Origin of the sequence: Paenibacillus wuxiensis (assembly GCF_040195695.1) — a bacterium.
GTDB lineage: Bacteria > Bacillota > Bacilli > Paenibacillales > Paenibacillaceae > Paenibacillus_B > Paenibacillus_B suaedae.
The window spans coordinates 457,904-483,868 of sequence record NZ_JBEFZI010000007.1 but is presented as its reverse complement, the minus strand read 5'-3'; the positions used below and the strand labels follow the sequence as shown (position 1 = coordinate 483,868).

21 protein-coding genes are annotated in these 25,965 nt (G+C 50.6%); 1 reads left to right on the top strand and 20 read right to left on the bottom strand.

What is annotated here, in order from left to right; translation table 11 throughout:
• Positions 1-111: 111 nt before the first annotated feature.
• The 18 genes from ABN764_RS18625 to ABN764_RS18540 form a co-directional block, all read right to left on the bottom strand.
• Complete coding sequence (locus tag ABN764_RS18625) at positions 112-507, bottom strand: hypothetical protein (RefSeq protein ID WP_227774553.1); 396 nt, start codon at positions 505-507, stop codon at positions 112-114.
• Positions 461-1,138: a ribulose-phosphate 3-epimerase gene (gene rpe / locus ABN764_RS18620; protein ID WP_072728821.1), complete on the bottom strand. Its 678-nt coding sequence runs from the start codon at positions 1,136-1,138 to the stop codon at positions 461-463. Before rpe ends, ABN764_RS18625 begins: the two co-directional genes overlap by 47 nt.
• A gap of 1 nt (position 1,139) precedes the next feature.
• Entirely contained in the window at positions 1,140-2,057 is a 918-nt protein-coding gene (gene rsgA / locus ABN764_RS18615; RefSeq protein WP_028531233.1) for a ribosome small subunit-dependent GTPase A, read from the bottom strand.
• A gap of 60 nt (positions 2,058-2,117) precedes the next feature.
• Complete coding sequence (gene pknB, locus ABN764_RS18610) at positions 2,118-4,268, bottom strand: Stk1 family PASTA domain-containing Ser/Thr kinase (protein WP_268624464.1); 2,151 nt, start codon at positions 4,266-4,268, stop codon at positions 2,118-2,120.
• Positions 4,265-5,038 carry a Stp1/IreP family PP2C-type Ser/Thr phosphatase gene (locus ABN764_RS18605; protein ID WP_174810498.1) on the bottom strand — a complete coding sequence of 258 codons (774 nt, stop codon included), beginning with the start codon at positions 5,036-5,038 and terminating at the stop codon, positions 4,265-4,267. The genes pknB and ABN764_RS18605 overlap by 4 nt, the downstream gene beginning before the upstream one ends.
• Positions 5,039-5,044: 6 nt before the next feature.
• Entirely contained in the window at positions 5,045-6,097 is a 1,053-nt protein-coding gene (rlmN, locus tag ABN764_RS18600) for a dual-specificity RNA methyltransferase RlmN (protein WP_268624465.1), read from the bottom strand.
• Positions 6,098-6,311: 214 nt separating this feature from the next.
• Positions 6,312-7,709, bottom strand: coding sequence for a 16S rRNA (cytosine(967)-C(5))-methyltransferase RsmB (rsmB, locus tag ABN764_RS18595; RefSeq protein ID WP_072728823.1), 1,398 nt, complete (start codon positions 7,707-7,709; stop codon positions 6,312-6,314).
• The gene (gene fmt, locus ABN764_RS18590) at positions 7,706-8,656 is read right to left on the bottom strand and encodes a methionyl-tRNA formyltransferase (RefSeq protein WP_090511587.1); all 951 of its coding nucleotides are present in this window, start codon (positions 8,654-8,656) and stop codon (positions 7,706-7,708) included. The genes rsmB and fmt overlap by 4 nt, the downstream gene beginning before the upstream one ends.
• 3 nt (positions 8,657-8,659) lie before the next feature.
• Positions 8,660-9,136, bottom strand: coding sequence for a peptide deformylase (gene def / locus ABN764_RS18585; RefSeq protein WP_021256654.1), 477 nt, complete (start codon positions 9,134-9,136; stop codon positions 8,660-8,662).
• An 87-nt stretch (positions 9,137-9,223) separates the two neighbouring features.
• Positions 9,224-11,905 (bottom strand): primosomal protein N', encoded by a 2,682-nt coding sequence (gene priA / locus ABN764_RS18580; protein WP_446672706.1) that lies wholly within the window; start codon positions 11,903-11,905, stop codon positions 9,224-9,226.
• A complete protein-coding gene (coaBC, locus tag ABN764_RS18575) occupies positions 11,898-13,232 on the bottom strand; it encodes a bifunctional phosphopantothenoylcysteine decarboxylase/phosphopantothenate--cysteine ligase CoaBC (protein ID WP_446672705.1) in 1,335 nt (444 codons plus the stop codon). Before coaBC ends, priA begins: the two co-directional genes overlap by 8 nt.
• Before the next feature lie 290 nt (positions 13,233-13,522).
• Complete coding sequence (gene rpoZ, locus ABN764_RS18570; protein ID WP_065290281.1) at positions 13,523-13,741, bottom strand: DNA-directed RNA polymerase subunit omega; 219 nt, start codon at positions 13,739-13,741, stop codon at positions 13,523-13,525.
• Between the two features lie 145 nt (positions 13,742-13,886).
• On the bottom strand, positions 13,887-14,465 hold the full coding sequence (gene gmk, locus ABN764_RS18565; RefSeq protein WP_174808851.1) for a guanylate kinase: 579 nt from the start codon (positions 14,463-14,465) through the stop codon (positions 13,887-13,889).
• A gap of 13 nt (positions 14,466-14,478) precedes the next feature.
• Positions 14,479-14,739, bottom strand: a complete 261-nt coding sequence (remA, locus tag ABN764_RS18560) for an extracellular matrix/biofilm regulator RemA (RefSeq protein WP_005548256.1) — start codon at positions 14,737-14,739, stop codon at positions 14,479-14,481.
• A 36-nt stretch (positions 14,740-14,775) separates the two neighbouring features.
• Entirely contained in the window at positions 14,776-15,660 is an 885-nt protein-coding gene (locus tag ABN764_RS18555) for a YicC/YloC family endoribonuclease (RefSeq protein WP_028531238.1), read from the bottom strand.
• Positions 15,661-15,692: 32 nt separating this feature from the next.
• On the bottom strand, positions 15,693-17,597 hold the full coding sequence (locus ABN764_RS18550) for a bifunctional homocysteine S-methyltransferase/methylenetetrahydrofolate reductase (RefSeq protein WP_174808850.1): 1,905 nt from the start codon (positions 17,595-17,597) through the stop codon (positions 15,693-15,695).
• A gap of 253 nt (positions 17,598-17,850) precedes the next feature.
• On the bottom strand, positions 17,851-18,681 hold the full coding sequence (dapF, locus tag ABN764_RS18545; protein ID WP_446672704.1) for a diaminopimelate epimerase: 831 nt from the start codon (positions 18,679-18,681) through the stop codon (positions 17,851-17,853).
• A 163-nt stretch (positions 18,682-18,844) separates the two neighbouring features.
• The gene (locus ABN764_RS18540; RefSeq protein ID WP_268624469.1) at positions 18,845-21,679 is read right to left on the bottom strand and encodes a cation-translocating P-type ATPase; all 2,835 of its coding nucleotides are present in this window, start codon (positions 21,677-21,679) and stop codon (positions 18,845-18,847) included.
• 330 nt (positions 21,680-22,009) lie between these two features.
• Between ABN764_RS18540 and ABN764_RS18535 the strand changes: the two genes are divergently transcribed.
• On the top strand, positions 22,010-23,827 hold the full coding sequence (locus tag ABN764_RS18535) for an Rqc2 family fibronectin-binding protein (RefSeq protein ID WP_268624470.1): 1,818 nt from the start codon (positions 22,010-22,012) through the stop codon (positions 23,825-23,827).
• A 140-nt stretch (positions 23,828-23,967) separates the two neighbouring features.
• Here the strand turns inward: ABN764_RS18535 and ABN764_RS18530 are convergent, their stop codons facing one another.
• Together ABN764_RS18530 and ABN764_RS18525 are read right to left on the bottom strand one after the other, a co-directional pair.
• On the bottom strand, positions 23,968-24,915 hold the full coding sequence (locus ABN764_RS18530) for a PHP domain-containing protein (RefSeq protein WP_446672703.1): 948 nt from the start codon (positions 24,913-24,915) through the stop codon (positions 23,968-23,970).
• Positions 24,912-25,826 (bottom strand): selenium metabolism-associated LysR family transcriptional regulator, encoded by a 915-nt coding sequence (locus ABN764_RS18525; RefSeq protein ID WP_142543569.1) that lies wholly within the window; start codon positions 25,824-25,826, stop codon positions 24,912-24,914. The genes ABN764_RS18530 and ABN764_RS18525 overlap by 4 nt, the downstream gene beginning before the upstream one ends.
• Positions 25,827-25,965 lie beyond the last annotated feature (139 nt).

Here is a 25,965-nt window from a genome sequence, read left to right as displayed (position 1 = left end):
AAAGACCCGTCATGATAAGAAAAAAGGTTACATGAGATCTGTGCTCATGTAACCACTATATGCCGACCCCACAAGCTCTATGCATGGAGAGCAAGCCCGATTCTGAAGGATTCAGGCAGCAGGCGTAGGCAATTGCTTCAAATATGTGACAACTGACATCATGAATAAAAAGATGAAGTAAAACAATACGGACAAGGATACAAACCAGATCCGAATGCTCTTGGTCTGATACCGCTTGAAGAACTTGTATCCAAGAAACAAAGCCCCCACCGAGCATACCAAGTTAATCGGAAAGGTCAAAAATGCATACAATCCTATTAGTGATCCGCACACAAAGCTGTACAGCGTCAGCATTAGCGCTGTTACCCACATGCTTTTCTCCCCTTTGCCACTCAGCAGCATCACGCGCGTTCTCCCACACGCATATCCCATGATGCCGCTGCGCAATCTAGTTGCCGTGTCACCCTCTTCTTGCTGCTTCGCGAAGCACACGAATCGCTTCTGCACGATCCGGTGCCCCATACACCGCGCTGCCTGCCACGAGTACATCCGCTCCCGCTTCTGTAACGAGGCCAGCTGTTGCTGCCGATATTCCTCCATCCACTTCAATATGGACGTCCTGTCTGCCACGTTCATTCAGCATTGTACGCAGACGCTTGATTTTATCCGTCATCGAAGAAATGAATTTCTGTCCGCCGAACCCTGGATTAACCGTCATGATGAGGAATAAATCCACATCACCGAGCAGCTCCTCAACAGCCGACAGCGAGGTGCCAGGATTCAACGCGACGCCTGCCTTGGCACCACATTCCTTAATTTGATGCACCACACGATGCAGGTGCGGGCAAGCTTCCGCATGTACGGTGATGACATCGGCTCCTGCCTTAGCAAAGTCAGGAACGTACTTCTCCGGCTCCACAATCATGAGGTGAGCGTCCAATGTCAGCTCCGTATGCGGACGGATAGCATCTACAATGAGCGGACCAAACGTCAAGTTCGGAACGAAGCGGCCATCCATCGCATCGATGTGGATCCAGTCGGCGCCACCTCGCTCTACGTCACGAATATCCTCCGCAAGCTTCGCAAAGTCAGCGGACAAAATGGAAGGGGCAATTCGGATGTCGTTCTGCTGTGTCATGTTAGTACCTCCGTTTTTTCTCTTTCATTTCCTCGAAAAATAGCACATAGTGCTCATAGCGGGATTTCGCAATATCGCCTTGCTCCAAAGCCATCTTTACCTGACAACCGGGTTCATGAATATGCGTACAGCCACGGAATTTGCAGCCGTCTGCATATGCTCTGAACTCGCGGAAACAGTCTCCAAGCTGATCAACGCCCAGTTCCAAGAAATCCAGCTGGCTGAATCCCGGAGTATCCGCAATATAGCCGCCACGGGGCAATGCAAGCAGCTCCACATGACGTGTCGTATGCTTGCCTCGGCCGAGACGATGGCTGATCTGGTTCGTCTCCAGCGATACGCCGGGCAGCATCGCATTAAGTAGCGATGACTTGCCGACACCAGACTGACCCGCAAATACACTGATGTCTTGATTCAACTTGCTCTCCACTTCACTATAGCCATACCCGCCTCGGGCACTGGTAGAAATAACGTCGTAGCCGACATTGGAATACAAGCGAATTGTCTCTTCCATCTCCTGACGTGCAGCCGACTGCTCTGTCTCTGGCAGCCCTTCGATGATGTCGCACTTCGTCAACACGATAACCGCATCAAGTCCCGCGTGCTCGATATGTACAAGGAACTTGTCCAGCAATTGGCGGTTCAATACGGGTTCAGCTACCGAGAAGACAAGCGCTGCCAGCCCCACATTCGCAATTGGCGGACGAATCAGCTCTGTCTTCCGCTTCTCAATCTGATCTACCGTACCTTCTCCATTATCCGTCATAGAGAAGGTGACGCGATCCCCGACAAGCGGGGACACGCCTTTCTTCTTGAAAATGCCGCGGGCACGGCACTGAACGACCTCTTCATCTGTAGACTCATCGGGCCGAACATAATAGAAGCCGCTCAGCGCCTTTACAATTAAACCTTCTGGCATATATGTTCCTCCAAGCTCTTCACGTTCCTGCTGTTCATTGCACGGCAGCGAGGCCAACTGTTAGTTCCCAGTTTCCTCACCGCCTGCCCCTGCCTCTCCGTTCTGTCCATCTGTTCCATCCGCAGGAGGTGTGACCCCTTCGCCATTGCCTTGGCCGCCACCCTGCTCTGGAGTGCCTCCTGGCGGTGTAGTAGCCGGAATATCAGGAGGTGGTGGGATGTGTACCGTTCCCTGCTTCGCATCGGTATAAGAGACAGGATAAGCATCTACGAATTTGCCGTCACGCTCAAAGGACACAGCTCCATCCTTATTTGGTGCAAGAATAAGCTCCACATTGAACGTTTTGGCCGTCGAAATGGTCTCTGTTCCCCATTCCCTCTTCTCTCCGCGTGCATCCGTATAATAGATCCGAATCTTGCTCGACTTGCCTTCCACTTCCGGATACACCGTTAACGGGAACGTATATCGCAATGCCTCAGGCGGATAGCCTGAGCTAATGTAGATACGAACTTCCGCACCCTTCGTCACCGGATCATTTGCCTCGTACGGCTGCTGCTTAATTACCTTGCCTTGTTCTTCATAACTAGGCTCTTCCACAACCCCGTCCCTAGCCAGCTTCAGTCCACTCGATTCAATCGCGGCAATGGCCGCTTCCTTGGTCATGCCTTTCAAGTTCGGCATGCCGAACGATTCCTTGCCCTTGCTGACCATAAGCTGAATCGTTGTCTTCTTTGGATCGACCTCCGTATTCGGGCTAGGAGACATGCTGACGACCAGACCTTCTTCCAACTCATCATCATAGACGAGCTTCTTCTCAATCTGTGAATTGTCGAAGCCTAGATCTAACAGCTGCTGTACGACATTGTCGACCGACTTCCCCTTGTAATCAGCAAGCTTCACAAGCGGGGTGCCTTTGCTCACATATAAGCGAATGGTCGAGCCTTCCTTCACCATCGATCCAGGGGGCTTGCTCTGGTCGAAGATTTTCCCCGCCTCGAAGCCCTCCTTATATTCCTCAATTACAGGATCCTCAATCTCAATCTTGAGAGCGCCCAGTTCCTTCTGGGCCTCTTGTAACGTCATGTTGATCAGTTTCGGAACTTCAACATCCTTCACAACAAGCACACTCTTCACGTAATACACTACACCGATTAAAATCGCTAGGAATACAACTGTCACACTTGCCCAAATCGCAGGTTTTACCCAAGACTTGCGCTTGCTTGCTCCAGCTGCAGCAGATGATGCCGAGCGCTCAGGAGGCTTTCCCGTCCTTCCCTGAGGGCTAGCTGCATGATCTGACGTCGTGGAGCGAATTGCAGGCATCACCCGTGTTTCTTGATCGTCATCATAGACAGGCCGCGGCTTGAAAGTAATTTTGGGCTCATGCAGACGTTCAGGCAGCAAGCATGTCTCCAGATCACGCATCATCTCGGCTGCGGATTGATATCGTTCAGCAGGATTTTTGCGCATCGATTTCAGAATGACGTTCTCCACACTCTGAGGAATATGCGGATTAACCACTCTTGGTTCATCGAACGGCTCCTGCAGATGCTTCAGCGCCACGCTGATCGGGCTCTCCCCAAGGAACGGAAGCTTGCCGGTAAGCATCTGATATAACACAATCCCGAGCGAGTATAAGTCAGACTTCTCTCCTGTCGACACGCCCTTCGCGTGTTCTGGAGAAAAATAATGAACCGAGCCGACCACAGATCCAGTCTGTGTGATCGTCGATGAAGTAACCGCGCGTGCAATCCCGAAGTCTGTCACCTTGACGCGGCCGTTCCGGCCAATTAATATGTTATGCGGTTTAATGTCGCGGTGAATAATATGATTCTGATGGGCATGATCAAGTGCGTCACAGATTTGCGTAGTGATTCGCACCGACTCGTCAACCTGCAGGGGAGCCCGCTCTAGAATAATCTCGTTCAGATTATGCCCTTCTACATACTCCATAACGATAAAGTGAGTATCTTCTTCCTGTCCAACATCATAAATGCTGACTACATTTGGATGAGACAACGATGCAGCAGACTGAGCCTCCCGGCGGAATCGGCGGATAAACTCTTCATCATGAACGAACTGCTGGCGCAATACTTTGACTGCTACATAGCGGTTCAGCAAATTATCAAGCGCCTTGTACACAAGCGCCATGCCGCCTCCACCAATCCGCGTAATGATTTCATAGCGACCAGACAGTATGGTGCCAATCATGAGCTACCCCCCTCTTCCACAACGCTGTTCTCCAAACGATCCAGAAGGACAATCGTGATGTTGTCATCCCCCCCGGCATCAAGCGCTTGTCCGAGCAGACGATCCGCCTTGACAGGCAGCGGGAGCGAAGGATCAATGACAACTCCCCATATTTGTTCAGCATTCAGCATATTCGTCAATCCATCACTGCATAGAAGCAGCACATCTCCAACACGAATTTCAACAGATAGCAGATCCACTTCAACCTGCTCGTCCGTTCCGAGCGCACGAATAAGTACATTACGCCGCGGATGACGCTCTGCGTCCTGTGGTTCGATCTGACCGCGCTTCACCAGTTCATTTACTAGCGTATGATCATCAGTCAGCTGCTTAATTCCACTGCGATTAATCACATAGGCTCGACTGTCGCCGATATACCCGATAAATCCTTTCCAATCGGATTTATCGAAGAGGGCCGCGACAATTGTCGTTCCCATGTGATGATATTTCTCATCTTGAGAGGCAATATGAAAAATCGTTTGGTTCGCTCGGATAATCGCCTGTTCAAGCGCACTGCCCAGCATCTCCTGATCCAAATCACCTGGCAATGCTGACAATTCAGATATAACCGTCTCGACAGCAAGTCGGCTTGCAATATCTCCCGCCTGATGTCCACCCATTCCATCGGCTACGATAGCTGCGTAATAGCCGTTCGACAACTCGGACAGGAAAGCACGGTCTTCATTGACCGCACGGACGCGTCCTACATCAGAACGTTGTACAGCTCTCATTTTCGATCACCTCGCATTAGACTCCATATGCTTCGCTCGCAATTGTCCACACGCTGCAGCAATGTCATGCCCCTGCTCCCGGCGTATCGTCGAATTAATACCTCGATCCTGAAGCGCACGGTGGAATGCAAAAATATCGTTGCGAGGGGTACGTACATAATTCCGCTCCGGTACATAGTTGACCGGAATCAAGTTGACATGTGCGAGCATTTCCATACGTTTCAATACATCTGCAAGTTCTTCCGCATGCTCAACCTTATCGTTCACACCGCCAATAAGCGCGTATTCGAAGGTTATACGGCGTCCAGTCTTCACTTGATAATGCTTGAGCGCCTTCATCACTTCCTCGAATGGGAATCTGCGGTTAACGGGCATAAGCTTCGAACGCAGAGCATCATTCGGCGCATGAATTGAAATCGCCAAGTTGATTTGCGTATTCTCGTCAGCAAATTTGTAAATGCTTGGCACAATGCCGCTCGTTGATACCGTAATATGACGTTGTCCGATGTGCAGCCCCTTCTCATGGATCATAATGCGCAGAAACGCCATCGTCGCATCATAATTTTCAAACGGCTCTCCCGTCCCCATAATAACGATGCTGCTCACGCGCTCTTCGGATTCGTCCAGAATTTTCTGCGCAGCGACGACTTGGGCTACAATCTCGCCCGCTGTCAGGTTCCGCTTCAACCCGCCAAGCGTAGAGGCACAGAAGGTACAGCCTACACGGCATCCGACTTGGGTCGTTACACAGATGCTGTTCCCATAACTATGCTTCATAATGACAGTCTCAATCGCATGATCATCGTGTAGTCCGAATAGGAATTTATACGTTCCATCCTGCGATTTCATGTGTGTAATTTCTTTCAGTGTTACAAATTGGAAACTGTTCTCCAACTTCTCACGAAGCGACTTGGACAAGTTTGACATCCCTCGGAAGTCATCCACACGCTTCACGTATAGCCAATCAAAAATTTGTCCGGCACGGAATGCCGGCTCTCCTTGCTCCTTCAACCATTCTTGAAGCTGTTCAAATGTTAGATCGTATATAAATGGTTTCATTCGTTTGTTCAACCTCTACCTTTCCTCAATCATGCAGTTCGATTTATTTTACCACAAATGGGCGAAATGCTAAAAGCGCGTGTTGCAAGCAGCAGATCTTCCCTGGCTTGAAAAAGAAAGCCGCAACGTTCAAGAAGCCTCGTCTTGAGCGTTGCGGCTTATGCTTCACACCCTATGCAGGTATCAACATCATGCGATTCGCACGATGATATGCTTACTTGCGCTTCTTTAGGCAAGCGATGAAGAAGCCATCCGATTCCGCATCATGCGGCAGTACCTGCAGCATGCCTTCCGGGCTCCGCTTCAGTGCCGCAGCGAGGGGCTCCGCTGGAAGAGCCGCCTTCCACGTATCATCCAGTTCCCAACCTTCCTCAGCAGCGTATGCTAGGAAGCGGCGAACCACATCCTCATTTTCCGCACGCTCAACCGTACAAGTTGAATAGACGAGGCGTCCGCCTGGGCGAACCAATTGAGCTGCCTGATCAAGCAGCTCAGCTTGAAGGGAAGCAATAGATGCTACGTCCTCAGGACGCTTGGCCCACTTAATGTCCGGCTTGCGTCGAATGACACCGAAGCCTGTGCACGGTGCATCGAGCAGCACTGCATCAAAGCTGCCAGAAGGCAGTTCGCGGCTTAGTGTGGACGCATCCACATTCATCATCGCTACTGATGTCAAGCCAAGACGTTCAGCCTGATCTGCGATGAGCGCCACCTTATGAGCATGAACATCATTAGCCACTACCTCACCCGTATTGCCCATTCGCTCCGCAATATGTGTCGTCTTGCCTCCAGGAGCTGCACAGCAGTCCAGCACTCGCATGCCAGCCTCAGGACGAAGCGCCTCAACGACGAGCATGGAGCTCTCATCCTGCACAGACAGTTCGCCATTGCGATACCACTTGCTTAACGCCAGATTCCCTGCACCCTCAGCTACGATTCCATCCTTCGAAAGTGAAGAAGGCATTGCATTCAAGCCTTCCTCCTTCATATCGGCAAGCAGCTTCTCACGATTCGTTCGCAGCGCATTTACACGTACGCTACCGTGCGGAGGACGATTGTTCGCCTCACACATCGCTGCTGTGTCTGCTTCCCCGTAAGCATCGACCCAGTCGGAGACAAGCCAAGCCGGATGCGAATGCTCCCATACAATTCGTGAGACCGGATCTGAACCAGCAGGAGTATCCCATAAATTCGGCTCGCGCATAATCGCTCGCAGCACTCCATTGGCGAAGCCGCCCATGGACTGTCCACCGCGTCGCTTCGCAATCGTAACCGCTTCATTGATGGCGGCATGGGCAGGAATGCGATCCAGATAATGCAGCTGATAGGCTGTCATGCGCAGCAGATTGCGCATCCACGGCTTAAGCTTGGACAAACCACGCTGCACCTTCTGCTCCAGCACACCATCAATCGTATTCAATCGCTGAATCGTTCCGTATACAAGTTCTGTCGCTAGACCTGCGTCAACTCGCGGTAAATTCGCTCCTTGGAGTGCCTGGTTCAATTGCAAATTGCTGTAGGAGTGCTCCTTCTCCACTTGAACAAGCACCTCGAGCGCAACATCGCGTGCTGTCTTGCGCTTCTTCGCGCCTCCCGAATGCTGCTCGCTCACTTCAGCACCATCCCTTGCATCATCTTGCCGCCGCGAACGAATTCGCTAGCAGCCATTGCCTTCTTGCCAGCAGGCTGAACCTCGGTCAGCCACAATGTGCCTGCACCTGTCTGAACCTCAATGCCGCGTGGGCTAAGTGTCAACACAGTTCCCGGCTCCTGCGATCCCTTGGATGCATCAGCCTCTGCCTTGCTCGGCGCCTCACAAGCCCACACCTTGAATACCTCATCGTTCCACAACGTAAATCCGCCAGAGAACGGTACAAGGCCGCGAACCTGATTGAAAATCTCACGCGCAGAGTGTGACCAATCGATCTTCTCATCCTCGCGCTTCAAGTTAGGGGCGTAAGTTGCTTCCTCATGAGGCTGCGGTATCGCCTGGATACGACCTGCGATTAGATCCGGCAGCGTATCGATCAGAAGCTGTGCTCCTGCAGCGCTTAACTTCTGGAACATCGTGCCGGCATTGTCCTCATCCGTAATCGGCACTTCAATCGGTCTGATCATATCGCCTGTATCCATGCCTTCCGCCATATACATAATCGTTACACCAGTCACCGGCTCGCCATTCATGATCGAACGCTGAATTGGTGCACCTCCACGGTACTTCGGCAGAAGTGAACCGTGTACATTAATACAGCCGAGACGCGGAATATCAAGCACAGACTTCGGCAGAATCTGTCCATAAGCTGCAGTAACAATAAGATCCGGCTCCAAAGCGCGAATATCCTCTATCGTGGTAGAGGTACGAAGCTTCTCAGGCTGCCATACAGGAATCCCATGCTCCAGCGCAGCAGCCTTCACTGGTGTAGGCGTCAGCACACGTTTACGCCCTACCGGACGATCCGGCTGAGTAACCACCGCTGCAACTTCGTACCCTTCCTTTAACAAATTCTCCAAGCAAGGAACCGCGAACTCAGGCGTCCCCATAAATACAATCTTCGTCATCATTTATTCCCTGCCTTCGCGGGGCACCTCATATACCCGTTCTGCAATCTCGGTGAACAATACACCGTTCAAATGGTCGATCTCATGCTGGAATGCACGCGCCAAGAAATCTTCAGCTTCGACCGTAATTTCACGGCCATTGCGGTCAAGCCCTTTTACCGTGATTTTCTGATGGCGGAGTACGTCGCCATTGATTCCTGGAATGCTCAAGCAGCCTTCTGGGCCAAGCTGTTCCCCTTCCGCAGACAGGATAACAGGGTTCACCATCTCGATCAATCCATGCTCATCGCCGACATCTACAACAATGACACGCTTCAAGATACCGATCTGCGGTGCAGCAAGTCCGACACCTTCAGCATGGTACATCGTATCTGCCATATCTGTCAGCAGCTTCTGAATATTCGGCGTAATCTTAGGAACTTCCTTTGCTATTTGATGCAAAACCTCATCTGGTTCGTGTACAATAATTCGTAATGCCATCGGGCACACCTTCCTTTTTGAATCGTTTATTTATAGTTTATTCACCGTATACACTGATGACAAATGCTCAGTGCTTTTTATTCATCCCTACATCATCATTTGCGGGTCGATATCTACATTGAACCATACATCCTGTTCTTTGGAGACCATGTCGAACTCCGTCATCGCATCTGCCATCAAGGAGGACAAATCAACATTTCCTCTGCTCTTGATAATGCATTGGAACCGGTAGCGGTTCTTAATTCGCGGAATTGGAGAAGCAACTGGCCCTAAGATCTCAACCGCGTTGGCTGCTTCGTTCAGCCCATGAAGCCATCCTCGCTGCTCAGCCAGCTCCTTTAGCCGCAGGGCAGCGTTCTCTGCGACACGCACGAGCAGCGGAAGCTGTTCATGGGTCATAGAGAGCAAGGCCAATCGACAAAAAGGCGGAACCATCTGCTGCCTTCTATGCCTTAGCTCATCTGAGGCGAAAGCCGAGTAATCATGCTGGGCAGCATGGGTAATGGAATAATGTTCCGGTGCATACGTCTGCACAATTACTTCGCCTGGCAGCTGATGTCTGCCAGCACGGCCTGCGACCTGCGTAAGAAGCTGGAATGTCTTCTCCGCCGCTCGGAAGTCCGGCATGTGCAGCGCAGAATCCGCAGCGATAACACCTACCAGTGTCACATAAGGGAAATCAAGTCCCTTCGCGACCATCTGTGTCCCCAGCAGTACATCTGCCTTGCGTTCACCGAACTGGGCTAGCAGACGTTCATGCGATCCCTTCTCCGTCGTCGTGTCCACGTCCATCCGAATGACACGTATGCCCGGAAAACGCTTGGCTAGCTGCTCTTCAACACGCTGTGTCCCTGTGCCAAAGTAGCGTATATGCTCGCTTTCGCATGAGGGACAGACGACTGGTGCCCGTTCCGCGTACCCACAATAATGACAGCGCATATGCCCAGACTTCATATGATAAGTCAGCGAAATATCACATTCAGGACATTGGGCAACATACCCACACGTCCGGCACATCACGAATGTGGAGTAACCACGTCGATTCAACAGCAGAACTGTCTGCTCTCCCCGTTCGATCCGCTCCTCCAGCGCCTTCTCCAGCGGAGCGCTGAACATCGAGCGATTGCCTATCTTCAGCTGCTCACGCATATCCACAATCGTCACGGGCGGAAGCGCTCTGCCACCAACGCGGGTTGGCATGGCCAGCGGAGCCAAATCCCAAGCAGGCGGCTCCAGCCCTGACGGCGGAGCTTCATATCCATGAAGCTTGGCCGCGTAATACGTCTCCATAGAAGGCGTCGCTGATCCAAGCACAACAACGGCGTCATGCAGTCTAGCTCGCTCTACGGCGACATCGCGGGCATGATACTTCGGTGTCTCCTCCTGCTTATAAGAGGTTTCATGTTCTTCATCCATAATGATAAGACCGATATGCTCAAATGGAGCAAATATGGCAGAACGCGCTCCAATCGCGACCTGAACGCGCCGCTCTCGTATTTTCCTCCACTCATCGTAACGCTCCCCTTGGGACAGGCGACTGTGCATAACAGCCACCTTTGAGCCGAATCGTCCCTTGAACCGCTCTACCATTTGAGGGGTCAGTGATATTTCCGGTACCAGCACGATCGCTTGTCTGCCGGAACGGAGACAGCGGTCGATTGCCTGCAAGTATACTTCTGTCTTGCCGCTTCCGGTCACGCCGTGGAGAAGAAATGATTGTGCACAGCCCTCATCCAGCATTTCGGTAATTCGGCTTAGAACGCCCTGCTGCTCTTCTGTTAGAGGCAGCGGCTGAGTCGGCTTGAAGCGCCGGTCGGCGTATGGATCACGCATAACCTCAACCTCGTCGACGACAATCAATCCTTTGCCTTCCAAGGCTTTCACCGCAGAAGCATTGAGCGAGCGAAGTGGAAGTTCCCCGCCGAATTCAAGAAGCTGCCGAAGCAATTCCTGCTGACGGCGAGCGCGAGCGCCAATCTCCACCGCTGCTTGCTCAGCCTGATCCGGTTCCACAGCAAGGCGAACACGCTTCAGCTTCTTCACGCCGATACGATCTTTAATTCGCTCTGTCTCCACGAGCCACCCGTGCTGCATCGCCTCTTTGATTAGGGCGGCTCCGGCTGGGAATGCCTGCAGCAGCTTATCGGCAGCGATTGGCTCGTTCCGTTCTACATAAGCAAGCAGTTCAGCGGTGAGGCTGTCCGCAAGCAGTTTATGCGGCATAAGCTCAAGTTGATCGGGAAGCTGCGTGTCCACAATTGAAGGATCGTCAGCCTTCATCTGCTCTTCATGAAGGCGTGTGTGATGCATATACAACACCGCATCTTCCCCAAGTTGAACGGCCTTCTCCCGTTTGCCCTTCATTGCGCCGGGAATCATAACCTGCAGCGCTGCCGTCAAAGTACATACATAGCGGTCACTCATCCACTTCGCAAGCTGCACCAAATCAGGACGCAGAGGAGGGACAATGTCGAGCAGCTGCTGGATGGGCTTCAATCTAGACTTCGGCACATCCGTCGTATCTGACAGTCCGATGACGAATCCTTGTACGGTTCTCCCGCCAAAAGGAACCCCAACCCTGCTGCCAATTTCGAGCCATGCCTCCATATCCTGCGGCACTGCATAATCAAATGGGCGATTCGTTGCCTTGCTAGATACATCAACAATGACCTGAGCCACATTGCAGCGAGTTCCTTCATCCAAGACTGTGGCCCCCACCGCATGGAACAAAGGCTCATGTGCAGGCATCCAGTCATGTTCACTACTCAATCGGATGCACCTCTTCAGCGCCTGCCAGCACCCGGGTCGGATCCTTCATTCTCGATGCAGCCAACTGCAATATACGCTTCGCAACCCCGCTCTTCGCCATAAGCGGAATTCGTTCTACAAGACCTTCCGCGTCATAAATCGATACCTCATTGTTATCAGATCCAAATCCACCTTCTGATCGCGATACATCATTCGCAACGATGAGATCAAGCCGTTTGCGGCGCAGCTTATCTGCCGCGTATTGATCAACATGCTCTGTCTCTGCGGCAAAGCCAACGAGGAATTGCTTCGACTTTTGGCGCCCAAGCTCTTCTAAAATATCCGGGTTCCGTTCCAACTCAATGATGAGACGTTCCCCAGTCTTTTTCAACTTTTGAGGTGCCCGTGCGACCGGACGATAGTCCGCAACTGCTGCTGTCTTCACAACCAGATCAATCTCTGGATAGCGGCTCATGACTTCCTCGTACATATCCTGTGTGGATTCCACGCGGACAATCGTTACCCCTTCTGGCGGGCATACTTGCGTTTGTCCCGCCACTACGACCACCTGAGCCCCCATATTTCGCGCCGCCTCTGCGATAGCAAATCCCATCTTGCCTGAGGAATCATTCGTTATATAGCGAACGGGGTCAATACGTTCAACAGTTCCACCTGCTGTGACAAGTACCGTTTTTCCATATAGAAGCAGTTCTTCTTGTGCAGCAGCTTCTGGCGGTACGCCAGAGCCATTCGCCTTGACGCTTGTCATCACATTGCTCGGCCCGAATCTCTCAGGCAGCTTGTTGGAAGGCATCCACTGTTTGAGCTGCTCGATGATATGCTCGGGCTCTGCCATTCTTCCCTTGCCTGTATAGCCGCAGGCGAGGAGGCCCTCTTCTGGCTCTATGAAGTGGACTCCACGCTCGCGCAGCATCCCCATGTTATGCTGAACTGCAGGATGGACATACATATGTACATTCATCGCTGGCGCAACAATGACAGGAGCCGTCGTTGCAAGCAGCGTTGTCGTCAGCATATCATCCGCAAGCCCGTGTGCCATCTTCCCAATTACATTCGCTGTTGCAGGTGCTACCAGAATCAGATCAGCCCGATCCGCCAAGTCAATATGAGAGACGACAGATGCATCCCTCTCGTCAAACGTATCTGTATATACGAGATGACGAGATAGCGTTTGGAAAGTCAACTCGGTAATGAATTCCGTTGCCGATTTCGTCATAATGACGTGAACCTCTGCACCTTCCTGCTTCAGCTTGCTGCACAAGGCAGCAGCTTTATAAGCGGCAATGCCTCCAGTAACTCCGAGCACTATCGTTTTCCCTTGCAACATTGTATCCCGCCTTTCCGTTCAGCCGACATGCCGAAATCCCCTTAGCCGCTAGCGATTCATGACCATACTGCATGGCGATTAATCGGCCCAATATGCCGCCGAACGTATCATTCTTTAGGAATTATTGCTATTACAGTACTTCCTTGTTCCTTCTTCTTGAAAAAAATAACAACCTTGCGGTTGTTATCCTTTTTCAAACTTGTATGAACTTCCGTCCTGCTATGCGCCACTGGTCAACTCGTGCCTCATTCTCTGACCAAGAGCCTTCCAGCTCGCATTTGCAGTTGTGTTTATTCACCTGGTTGAAGCTGACTGTGGTCTTGCTCTGTGTGAATGTAATCGCCATAAATTTCTTCCAAAGCCACGCCCACTTGTTTATGGGATTTTGGGTTTTTCAATTCCGTACGACCGCCTTCACGCAATTGGCGCGCACGGCGTGAAGCTGCAACTACCAAAGAATATTTACTGTCAACCTTTTTCATCAATTCATCAATGGAAGGATAAAGCATGGTTCAGCACTCCTTTTTTCGTATCTTCGCTTCTGACGCAGACGCCCAGCAGACAATATATGCCGTTTATCTACGTTGTAGAAGCCGCTCTCTTCTAACAACCGTGACAAGGCACACTTCCAATGAAAGTGCGCCTTGCTGCAGCTTATTCTTGAGACCCAATCTTACAATGTTCGGCAATGATGATGCTCTCTATACGCTTGCACGCAAGATCAATCTCGTCGTTAACGACCGCGTAATCATAGTTCTCCATTAACGCAATCTCTTCAACGGCTACATTCATCCGGGAATCGATTACGTGCTCCTGCTCTGTACCGCGACCACGAATGCGATCCTTCAGCTCGTCGAGCGACGGCGGGAGCAAGAAGATGAAAATTCCGTTCGGGAATTTCTCCTTCACCTTCATTGCACCCTGCACTTCGATTTCCAAAATAACATCACGGCCTTCAGTCAACTTCTGTTCAACGAAGTCACATGGTGTTCCGTAATAGTTACCTACGTATTCCGCATATTCAAGCAAACGATCTTCCTCGATCATCTGCATGAATTCCTCGCGTGATTTGAAGAAATAATTCACACCGTCTACTTCGCCGGCACGCGGCTCGCGTGTCGTTGCAGACACGGAATAAGTAAGATCGTTGGTTTTCTTCAGTAAAGCTTTGCATACTGTGCCCTTACCGACGCCAGATGGGCCGGACAGCACAATCAATAACCCCTTCTTCATCTTCGTCTCCATCTTATTCGTCGTTGTCGTCATCCTTTGTAGATAGACGGTGAGCTACCGTTTCAGGCTGCACAGCGGACAAAATGACATGGTCACTGTCCGTAATAATTACGGCACGCGTACGTCGGCCGTATGTAGCGTCAATCAGCATATGACGGTCTCGAGCCTCTTGAATGATTCGTTTAATTGGAGCCGATTCCGGGCTCACAATCGAAATGATCCGGTTGGCAGATACGATATTACCAAATCCGATATTGATTAGCTTAATCGCCATTACAGGTCCTCCCTCTACTTTCGAGCGCTCCACAATTTATTCAATATTCGCTGCTTGTTCGCGAATTTTCTCCAGCTCCGCTTTCATTTCAACGACGCGGTTCGTTATTTCCAAATGATTCGCCTTGGAGCCGATGGTGTTCGTTTCGCGGTTCATTTCTTGTACAAGAAAATCAAGCTTGCGTCCTATCGCTTCATTACTTTCGAGCAGTCGTCTGAACTGTTCGAAATGGCTCTTCAGCCGCGTCAGTTCTTCATCAATGTTGGAGCGTTCCGCAAACAGTGCCACTTCCAGTGCAAGCTTATGCTCGTCCATTGGAAAACTGGCATCCAACAGTTGTTCGATACGTTGATTCAGTTTCGCTCGATAATCGGTCACAACGACCGGAGCCCATTCTGTGAGTTCCGAATGGAGCAATTCCAACCGGCTCAGTCGTTCCGCCAAATCTCGGTTGAGGTGGCTGCCTTCCATGGCGCGCATCCTGCACAATCCATCCATTGCTTCCAGCAATCCCGATTCCAGAGAAGCAGCAAGCTCCTCCTCCGACCAAGAGGTTAACTCTCTAACCGTGAACAAATCAGGAAGCGAGAGCAAGTCGGTAACCGACAAATCTCCCGCTACACCATACTCACTTTGAACTTTCGCAGAAGCTTGAAGATACGCTTCGAGCGTTTGCCGATTCAATTCCACAACCGACTTAACCTCGCCGTTCCGCTCCTTATTCATAAACACATCGATTCGGCCGCGACTAACCTTCTGCTGAACGATGCGCCGAAGACGATCCTCATAGCATGTCCATTCTCTCGGCAAGCGAAGCACAGCTTCGCAGTAACGATGGTTAACAGACTTCGCTTCAATCGTTATCTTGTACCCGCCAATCTCGCGGGTAGACTGACCGTAACCAGTCATACTATAGACCACGGGCACCACATCCATTACCCTATTTTAATTGATTATGTCAGACGATACAAGGGGTCTGCCTGGCGTTCCGCTTTTTCCCATACATACTGGGTCAATTCGGCTGTCATTTCATAGAACATGAACGGTGTCATGAAATAGATGCCCTTAAAATGGGTAAGCGCGACATCCAGCAGTTCCTTCGCGATGGCGACCCCTTCCTTGCGCCCAGCTTCCCCTTCTAATCCGCTCATTCTACTACGTACTTCATCGGACAGTTCGATACCGGGAACCTCATTGTGGAGATATTCAGCATTGCGTCCGCTCGCAAGCGGCATAATCCCGATAAAGACTGGTACATTAAGATGTTTCGTACCTTCTGCTATCCGTACAATTAACTCTTTATCATAGACGGGCTGCGTCATAATGTAATCCGCGCCGGCCTCGATTTTCCGTTCCAAACGCGCAATCGCTTTATCCAGATGCTTCACATTCGGATTGAATGCGCCGCCAACGACGAACTTCGCCTTCTGCTTGAGCGGCTTGCCTGAGAATGCGAGACCGCTATTCAACTGCTTAATCATCCGAATGATCTCGAAAGAGGTCATGTCGTATACCGAGCTCGAGTCAGGAAGATCACCGAATCGGGCTGGATCTCCCGTTACAGCGAGCACATGGTCAATGCCAAGTGCATGAAGGCCCATCATGTGGGACTGAGTTCCTATCAGATTGCGATCTCGGCATGCAATATGGACAAGCGGGCGAATGCCGACTTTATCAAGTGCCATGTAACCAAGAGCCAAGTTGCTCATTCTGGTAACGGCAAGCGAATTATCTGCCAACGTCAGAGCGTCAATCCCCGCCTCCTTCAATACCTGCGCACCCTTCATGAACTTCGATACATCCAGATCACGAGGCGGATCCAGCTCCACGATGACTGTATGACGGGATCGCACCATATCGACTATTGATTCCTCAGCATCGTGTCCATGATCACAGCCGTCGTAGCAAGCAGCACCGTCTTGCCAAAGCATAGATTCTGATTCCTCTTCAATAATGATGCTTTCCACAGGCTGCACAGGGAGCTCAGGAACTTCCACATCCCGAAGTGCTTCTACGATCGCCGCAACATGTTCAGGTGTCGTTCCGCAGCAGCCGCCGACAATCCGAGCACCCATCTGCACGAATTTAACCGCGCTTTGCGCCATATATTCTGCGGATGCAACGAAGTTGTAGCGTCCATCGACATAATCAGGCAGACCTGCATTTGGGAATGCAGACAACGGCAGGTCGATACGCCCTTGAACACCCTCTAGCGCACGCAGCACGCCATTCGGACCCATATGGCAGTTCAAGCCTACTACATCCGCTCCATCGTCACGCAAGACGCGGAATGCTTCCAGCAAGCTCTTGCCATCCTTCGTTCTGCGAGATTCCTCCACGGCGAATTGACAGATTACAGGAACATCTTGATCCAGTTCACGCACCACTTGCAAGGCAAGACGCATTTCTTCCAGATCGTAGAAGGTCTCAAACATAATGCCGTCAACGCCTTCTTCCAGCATGGCCGACATCTGTTCATGATAATCTCGAATGACTTGGTTGGTATGAACATTCTCACGTTTACCTGCTCGAATAGAACCAAGCGCACCTATCACATAAGCTTGATTTCCTGCTGCTTCACGGGCAAGGCGGACAGCCGCTCTATTAATATCCTTAACGAGATGCTCTTTGCCATGTCTGTAGAGCTTCTCCCGATTCGCAGTGAATGTATTCGTCTCTAGCAGGCCCGCACCTGCATCCACATACTGCTTATGGATATTGCGGATCACATCTGGATCGGTGACATTCAGTATTTCATACGAGATACCAACAGGATACCCAAGTTGATACAAATACGTCCCCATTGCACCATCGCCAATTATGATTTGCTCGTGCAGTGCTTCCCGAAAGTTCTTCATCCTGTCTCGCACCCCAATCTCCCATCGTTGGTGAATCCTCTGTATATAGTAGTAACTTGCTTAGTAAACATTCTATCAAGAAACCGCGGTTCATCAAGTAAAATCGCCCATTTTGTTCGTCTTTTTTTGAAAAACTCATAGAATTTCCACCAAAATACTGTGTTATACGTACATCACAGCATAAAAAAGAGGCCCGCTGCATCCACTACAGCTGACCCCTCATGTTCTTATCTCATCCTGTTTATTAAGTTCCTTACTCCCATACACCATCAAATACAAATGTTGCAGGTCCTGTCATGTAGACATGATTATTCCCCGCATTCCATTCAATAAATAAGTCTCCTCCTGCAAGCGATACGGTTACCGCTCTGTCCGTCAACCCATTAAGCACACTCGATACGAGCGTCGCGCAAGCGCCTGTTCCACATGCTAGGGTAGCCCCTGCTCCCCGCTCCCATACTCGCATCGTGACATGATCGCGTGTATGAATAGAGACAAACTCTACATTGATGTTCCGCGGAAAATAAGAGTGACTCTCCAACAGCGGCCCCCATCCTTGGATATCGAACGTTGCTGCATCATCCACATAGATGACACAGTGTGGATTACCCATAGATACTGCCGTAAACGTAAAAGCGTGGCCGCCTGCTTCAATTGGCTGGTCAATGACAGCAGGCTTATCAAATACCGTCGGTATCTGCAGCCCTTCAAGCACTGGCTCTCCCATATCTACACGCACAGCATGGACGCATCCGTCCTCACGAATGATCTGAACATGCTGCACACCAGCCTGAGTCTCGATCGTAAGCTCATCTCGCTTCACATATCCATGCTCCACGACATAGGTCGAGACACATCGAATCGCATTACCGCACTGTTCAGCTTCTGACCCATCCGAATTAATAATTCGCATTCTCACATCAGCAGATTCAGAAGGCAATATATATACAAGACCGTCAGCACCAATACCGAAATGGCGATTACAGACTGCAACCGCCAACTCAGATACGTTAGCTGGAAGCTCCTGCTCTCCATGAACAATAACGAAGTCATTGCCGAGTCCATGCATCTTTGTAAATTCCATCGTAATCAACCTTTCATACGGCAAACTCAGTTTGCATTATTGACCACATTTTAGTCATTCATAACAACTCAAAGTTTACCGAATCAAGGCTCATTAATCTATAAACCTAGTGGAGTAATATTTGCACTTTTTGCATAAATACATTCTTCAACATTTACCAACTTCAAGCCGCTCTTCGATTGGAGGTAAAAGCGGGATTCGCCCCACTTGGCCGTCCCGACTTCTTGCCGGTCAGGACTGATCCGATCCCCATCAAGAAGGTTGGAATTCCAGCCATAACAAATGTAATCGCCCAATCTCTGAAGTTGAGCGGAACCGTCTTGAATATTGGCTGCAACGACTCGATATAGAGCACACCAAGCAGAAGCACAACCGAGGAGGCAACTGCCAGCACCAAGTAGCGGTTCTGGAAGAAATTCCGATGGAAAATCGAACGAGAGCTTCGGCAATCAAACACATGGATAAGCTGGGCTAGTACGAGTGTCGCAAATGCAACGGATTGAGCCTTCGTAAGCTGTGCAGCACTGTCTGGATCCGTACTCCATGTAAGCCAAAATGCGATTAACGTACATACCCCAATCAAGATGCCTCGGCTAATAATTTTCCAACCCAATCTCCGTGAGAAGATACTTTCCTTTGCAGACCGCGGCCGATGCTCCATTAAATCCTTCTCAGGCTGATCGACGCCGAGCGCCATTGCAGGCAGCCCGTCAGTCACCAGATTCACCCATAAAATTTGTATCGGTACAAGCGGCAAGGGAAGTCCTAGTATCATGGCAAGGAACATGACTAATATTTCCCCTACGTTCGAAGCTAGTAAGTATCGTATAAATTTGCGAATATTCTCGTAAATGCCGCGTCCTTCCTCAATAGCCGCTACGATCGTTGCAAAATTATCATCGCTCAGGATGAGCGATGAGGCTTCTTTGGTTACATCGGTACCTGTTTTCCCCATCGCAATGCCGATATCTGCAGCCTTAATGGCAGGAGCATCATTAACACCGTCCCCTGTCATCGCCACAACATGACCCTTGCGCTGTAATGCCTTTACGATTCTTAGCTTATGCTCTGGCGAAACCCTCGCATATACATAGGCATTGTCCACGACCTTATCCAGTGCATCATCATCCATCATAGCAAGCTGCACTCCGCTCATCGTTAATCCGCCGCGCGGGATGATGCCGAGCTGATTGGCGATCGCTTCTGCAGTTAATTGATGATCACCCGTAATCATAACCGTCTTAATTCCAGCACGTCTGCAGATAGCAATGGCTTCTCTTGCCTCGCGGCGCGGCGGATCAATCATACCCGCTAATCCTGCGAACACGAGCTGGGATTCCACTGCAGATTCATTCTCCGCATCTTCACTGGGTTTCATTTCACGATAGGCAAGCCCCAGTACACGGAGCGCCTGCTTCGCCATAGCTTCGTTCGCTGCTAATGCCTTCTGCTTCAATGTCGCCGTGAATGGAACGACCTTGCCATCCCACAGTGCATAGCTGCACCGTTCCAGCAGCACATCAGGCGCACCCTTTACCAAAGCGAGACGACCACCCTGATGCTTCACAATGACAGACATCCGCTTGCGATCCGAGTCAAAGGAAATTTCTCCAACGCGTTCATACACGGCGGACAATGACTGCGGCGTCATCCCTAACTTCGCAGCCAGTACAACCAGTGCTCCTTCTGTTGGATCACCCTTAATGTCCCAGATCGGCCTCAGCTCTTCCTTTTCTTTGCCCGCAGCTTGCTTACCGTTCTTCCCTTTTTTACGTTCAGTCGGAGCGGCTTGTTGTTCGGTCGGATAAGATTCGATAAGGGTGGCATTATTGCACAATGCACTGATCTGCAGCACTCGGCGCAGCGACTGATCATGCTTCAAATCCAACTGCTTGCCTAGTTCCGTAATTTGTCCAGTCGGCTCAAATCCTTCCCCGCTAACTTCAAGTGAACGACCACCTGTCCATATGCGGGTTACCGTCATCTTATTCTGCGTAAGTGTTCCTGTTTTGTCCGAGCATATGACAGAAGCGCACCCTAACGTCTCCACAGACGGCAGCTTGCGAACGATAGCCTTGCGCTTAATCATGCGCTGAACACCCAGGGCTAGCGCAATCGTTACGATCGCTGGCAATCCTTCAGGAATTGCAGCAACGGCCAAGCTGACACCCGCCAAAAACATCGTCATCGTGGGTTGTCCATGCATAATACCAGCAGCCACAACCACAACCGTCACTAGAAGGGCGACGATAATTAGAATTTTGCCTAATTGCTCAAGACGATGCTGCAGCGGAGTTTCCATCGATTCGGTGTTTTCGATCAGATCTGCGATTTTCCCCATCTCAGTGTCCATACCAGTTCGAATAACAACGCCTTTGCCAGAGCCTCGGGTAACCATTGTGCCCATGAATCCGATATTCTTCATGTCTCCTAACGGGATATCTTCCTTGTCTATCGGCTTGGCATGCTTGCCGACAGGTACTGACTCTCCCGTCAAGGCTGATTCCTCAGCATAACAGCTGTTCGCCTCAATCCAGCGAATATCGGCAGGCACACGATCTCCGCTCTCCAGAAGCACGATGTCACCGGGTACAAGCTCACTCGCAGGCACACTGCGCACTTGCTTATTGCGAAGCACATTGGCCGTAGGCGCAGACATCTGCTTCAATGCATGAAGCGATCGCTCCGCTCGGAATTCTTGAATGAAACCGAGTACAGCATTCAGCGTAATGATTGCAATAATCGTTATGGCATCAAGATACTCTCCGAGTATCCCGGATACGAGCGTAGCACCGGCAAGCACCAGTACCATGAAATCTTTAAATTGGTTCAAAAACAAGGTGATCGGCGAGATGCGCTCTCCTTCTGACAGCTCATTATGCCCAAAACGCGTTTGGCGAGACGCCGCTTCTTCTTCAGTGAGCCCTTCTTCCCTGTGGACTCCCAGCGCTTGAAGCAGTTGCTCCGAAGATGCCTGGTGCCACTTCATTTGATCCATGGTTCGTACCCCTTTCCATTCCCGTTATTGTTCCGTATGAAACCCTTGCAACAGTGTCCAAGCAGACAACCTCTACGCTATAGGTATTCGGACGAGTTCAAAAATATCCCAACGATCCAAGAGACACTTAAGTTTTCATTAAAAGTATGGCATGATAGGAGATACAGCATATTGACGTCCGTCATATGCGCTTTTGTTCACAAATGAAGGATGATCAGTTCCCGCTACTAGAACGAAGCACGGTATATGTAGAGCATATGCTTAGATATACCGCTTGCTGCGGCAGGCTTGCCGAGGAATTGAATTTCGATAGACAGGAGTTAGTTCATAATGTCATTAGATGGAATTGTAACCCGTGCCCTCGTCGATGAACTGCAACAGACGGTAGGCGCTCGCATTCTTAAATTATATCAACCTACCGAACACGACTTGATTCTGCATATCCGAACGGGAGGCAAAAATCGCAAACTGCTGCTCTCCGCCAACCCAACGTATCCGCGCATTCATTTTACAGAGCATTCGTACATGAACCCGCCGGAACCGCCAATGTTCTGCATGCTCATGCGCAAACATTGCGAGGGCGGCGTTATTGAGAAGATCGAGCAGATTGGCCGGGAACGTATTGTACATATTACCGTTCGTTCGCGGGATGAGCTTGGAGATGAATCGCTGAAGAAGATCATCATTGAGCTTACAGGCAGACACAGTAACATTATCATTGTTGAACCGTCATCATACACCATTATTGACGGCATTCATCATGTCACTCCTGCCATCAGCAGCTTCCGCATCGTCATGCCTGGATTCACATATACGGCACCGCCTGAACAGCACAAACTGGATCCGCTGAGCGTGGAACCCGCTACCTTCCTATCCATGTTTGTGGAGCAAGCGGAAGAGTCAGCGAAACAACCGGAACAACGCATCGACTCCAAATATTTGTCCAAATGGCTTGTCCAGCACTTCTCGGGTGTAAGCCCACGATTGGCCGATGAGATCGTATGGCGTACAGGATTGTACGCTGTACCAACCGCCACGGAATCCACCGAGGAGACGCGTACACCGGAAACATTAGCCCAGCACCTGAGCGAAGCCTTTCTCCAAGCAATGGACGATGTCGCTAATCAGCGGTACAAGCCTACCCTGCTTGCAGATGAACGCGGAAAAACGTATTTTTCAGCGCTGAATATTACCCATATTCACGGGGAAGCTCGATACTTCGATACAATGAGTGACTGTATGGAGCACTTTTATGGGGACAAGGCCGAGCGCGACATGATTAAGCAGCGTGTTGGCGATTTGTTCCGCTTCCTGCAACAGGAGCATACGAAGAATGCGAAGAAACTCGACAAATTAGAGGAAACGCTTAATGAGGCACAGGATGCGGATCGATTACGCATTATGGGTGAGCTGTTATTTGCATCCCTGCATATGATTACGAAGGGTGATAGAGATATCACACTCATCAATTATTACGATGAGAACGGTGCGTCCATGACGATACCGCTTGATCCGCTGCTCACTCCTTCAGACAATGCACAGCGTTATTTCAAAAAATATAATAAAGCTAAAAACAGCATCGCCGTCGTCCAAGAACAAATGTCTGCTGCCAAAGAGGAAAATCGCTATTTTGAAACGCTTATGCAGCAGTTGGAGGATGCAACGGTGCAAGATGCGCAGGAAATTCGAGAGGAGCTTGTTGGCCAAGGCTACTTGCGTGACCGGGGCCGCAAGGACAAGCGGAAGAAGAAGGATGGACGTCCAACCATCTATTGCTACACGTCATCGGAAGACATTCCAATCTACGTAGGTAAAAATAATTTACAAAATGAATATGTAACCAATCGCCTCGGCAAGCCAAACGATACCTGGCTGCACACCAAGGATATCCCTGGATCACATGTTGTCATACGCAGCGAACAGTTCGGAGATGCGACATTAGAGGAAGCAGCCCAGCTTGCCGCTTATTTCAGTCAGGCGAAGCATTCCAGCCAGGTGCCTGTTGACTATACACTTATCCGCCATGTGCGGAAGCCTAACGGAGCCAAACCTGGGTTCGTCATCTACGAACGTCAGAAAACGTTATTCATTACCCCTGATGCAAAACGCATTGAGGGCATGAGCCTGACCGTGAAGCAGGGCGGCTAACCGCAGTCTTGCACAGTATACCAACCCGCTCACATACGAAGAAGACCTGCTAATCAGCAGGTCTTTTTTCTCTATTCGTTCAAGTTGATCCTGTTAAGGAGTATCCCGAATTTGTTTGCTAGGTCTTAGTTCATTTTCATTTAGCTTCTTCGCTCCGCTTGATATTGCTCTGACCGCTCTTGAAGCTGCTGAACCATTTGCTCATGAACCCTACGTCCGCCCAAAGCCCCATGGAATACATCCCCCTTGCGCGCACCGTGGAAGTCAGAGCCTGCCGTTTGCAGCAAGTCTCTTGCAATTGCCATCTCGCTATAACGCTTCGCGTCCTCTTCCGAATGATCCGAATGCCATACCTCTATGCCATCCCATGGCGCCGTATCCAGCAACTGAATGACCAGATCATCACGATGGTAGATGCCCGGATGTGCCATAACTGCAGCACCGCCCGCTTCATGAATCCACCGCACTGCCTCTTGTGGCCGTATGCGCGGCGGGTTCACATAAGCCTTGCCGCCAGCACCCAAATACTCATCGAAAGCCTCCTTCATATTACGAACAACGCCTCGGCGAACCAAGGCATCCGCGATATGGGGGCGTCCTACCGTCTCGCCTGGAGACAGCGGCCGCCCAAGCTCGGACACCACTTCCTCCATCGTCAGTGGAATTCCCAGCTCCGTCAGCTTCGCTACAAGCATTTCATTGCGCCGCTCCCGTACAGCTCTCAAATCAGCCAACCGCTCCAGCAATCCCGCATCCTCAATATCTAAGAAATAACCAAGCACATGAATATCAATTCCTTCTTCCACCGTACTGATCTCAACCCCCGGTACGATGTGAATGCCATACTGTGCGCCGGCCTCAATCGCTTCAGGCACACCAAGCACCGTGTCATGATCGGTAATCGCCAGAGCCCTCAGACCCGCTAAATGGGCGAGCCGCACATTATAGGCAGGCGATGTCATCCCATCGGAAGCTATCGTATGGGTATGCAGATCCGCCCCGCCTGGCTCGACACTAGAACCGCCCATTCCTTGTCTTGCAAACAACATCGTCTCATCCACTTGAATGTCATCCTCATGCTTATTCATCGTAATAGCTCCTTATCATGTCGATTGCGCAGCATCGTCAGCAGTGCCGTCGCAGGCAGCGACAGCAGATCCGCTTGGGCATGAACCGCATAAAATTGTCGCTTCATGTTCACCTGCTGAATGCGAACAGTCTTCAGCAGCCCGAGCGCTTCTTCATGCCGTACAACATACGGCGACAGCATCGTTACGCCAATTCCTGCCTCTACAGCAGATTTCACCGCTCCCGTGCTTCCTAGCTCCATCACAACATGGAGCTTCTCTGGGTCAACTCCCTGCTGGCGAAGCGCTTCCTCCATCACAATGCGCGTACCCGATCCCATTTCCCGCAGCACAAATGGATAAGACAGCACATCCTCAAGCTTCACTTCACTGACCGCTGCCAGCGAGTGATCCCGCGGCACAACCAGCAGCAGCTCATCCTCCATAATCGGCTCGACATGGATGTCATTATCCGCTACCGGAGCTTCCACGAGCCCGAGATGCAGCTGTTGACTGCGAATCCCCTCTACAATTTGTGAGCTGTTCATCACGCGCATATGGATGTCCAAATGCGGGTGCAGCTTGGCAAAATGACCGAGGAACGGCGGCAACATATATTCACCAATGGTCAAACTCGCTGCAAGCACAAGCTTGCCATGCAAGTCGAGTGTATAATTTGACATCATTTCCTCTGTTTCACGAACAAGCTCCATACAACGCTGTGCATAAGGGAACAGCTTATGGCCCGCCTCAGACAATTGCAGCTTCTTCGTAGAACGGTGCAGCAGCTTCGTTCCGAAATACTCTTCCAATGCCTGAATCTGCATCGTTACCGCCGGCTGGGTCATATGCAGCGCTTGCGCAGCAGCCGAGAAGCTTCCTCTTGTTGCGACGTTATAGAAAATATGCAGCTGATGAAAGTTCAACCCCATACGCCTTTCCCCTCTTTCCTAACTCTTCTGCTCTATTATAGCGTAAATCCGTAAGATGCAATAAGACTTCTCCTCCCACTGATATCATGCCGGCACCAACTCAGCTCGATGCTGTTGCCAAATCAAAAAAACCAATCAG

Excerpts from the sequence above, each read along its gene's own strand:
- remA (WP_005548256.1), bottom strand. The coding sequence starts at position 14,739 with ATGGCGATTAAGCTAATCAATATCGGATTTGGTAATATCGTATCTGCC.
- rpe (WP_072728821.1), bottom strand. The coding sequence starts at position 1,138 with ATGACACAGCAGAACGACATCCGAATTGCCCCTTCCATTTTGTCCGCT.
- ABN764_RS18535 (WP_268624470.1), top strand. The coding sequence starts at position 22,010 with ATGTCATTAGATGGAATTGTAACCCGTGCCCTCGTCGATGAACTGCAA.
- ABN764_RS18530 (WP_446672703.1), bottom strand. The coding sequence starts at position 24,915 with ATGAATAAGCATGAGGATGACATTCAAGTGGATGAGACGATGTTGTTT.
- fmt (WP_090511587.1), bottom strand. The coding sequence starts at position 8,656 with ATGACGAAGATTGTATTTATGGGGACGCCTGAGTTCGCGGTTCCTTGC.
- ABN764_RS18525 (WP_142543569.1), bottom strand. The coding sequence starts at position 25,826 with ATGGGGTTGAACTTTCATCAGCTGCATATTTTCTATAACGTCGCAACA.
- pknB (WP_268624464.1), bottom strand. The coding sequence starts at position 4,268 with ATGATTGGCACCATACTGTCTGGTCGCTATGAAATCATTACGCGGATT.
- gmk (WP_174808851.1), bottom strand. The coding sequence starts at position 14,465 with ATGAAGAAGGGGTTATTGATTGTGCTGTCCGGCCCATCTGGCGTCGGT.
- ABN764_RS18605 (WP_174810498.1), bottom strand. The coding sequence starts at position 5,038 with ATGAGAGCTGTACAACGTTCTGATGTAGGACGCGTCCGTGCGGTCAAT.
- coaBC (WP_446672705.1), bottom strand. The coding sequence starts at position 13,232 with ATGTTGCAAGGGAAAACGATAGTGCTCGGAGTTACTGGAGGCATTGCC.
- rsgA (WP_028531233.1), bottom strand. The coding sequence starts at position 2,057 with ATGCCAGAAGGTTTAATTGTAAAGGCGCTGAGCGGCTTCTATTATGTT.
- ABN764_RS18540 (WP_268624469.1), bottom strand. The coding sequence starts at position 21,679 with ATGGATCAAATGAAGTGGCACCAGGCATCTTCGGAGCAACTGCTTCAA.
- dapF (WP_446672704.1), bottom strand. The coding sequence starts at position 18,681 with ATGGAATTTACAAAGATGCATGGACTCGGCAATGACTTCGTTATTGTT.
- rlmN (WP_268624465.1), bottom strand. The coding sequence starts at position 6,097 with ATGAAACCATTTATATACGATCTAACATTTGAACAGCTTCAAGAATGG.
- def (WP_021256654.1), bottom strand. The coding sequence starts at position 9,136 with ATGGCATTACGAATTATTGTACACGAACCAGATGAGGTTTTGCATCAA.
- ABN764_RS18550 (WP_174808850.1), bottom strand. The coding sequence starts at position 17,597 with ATGAAGAACTTTCGGGAAGCACTGCACGAGCAAATCATAATTGGCGAT.
- rpoZ (WP_065290281.1), bottom strand. The coding sequence starts at position 13,741 with ATGCTTTATCCTTCCATTGATGAATTGATGAAAAAGGTTGACAGTAAA.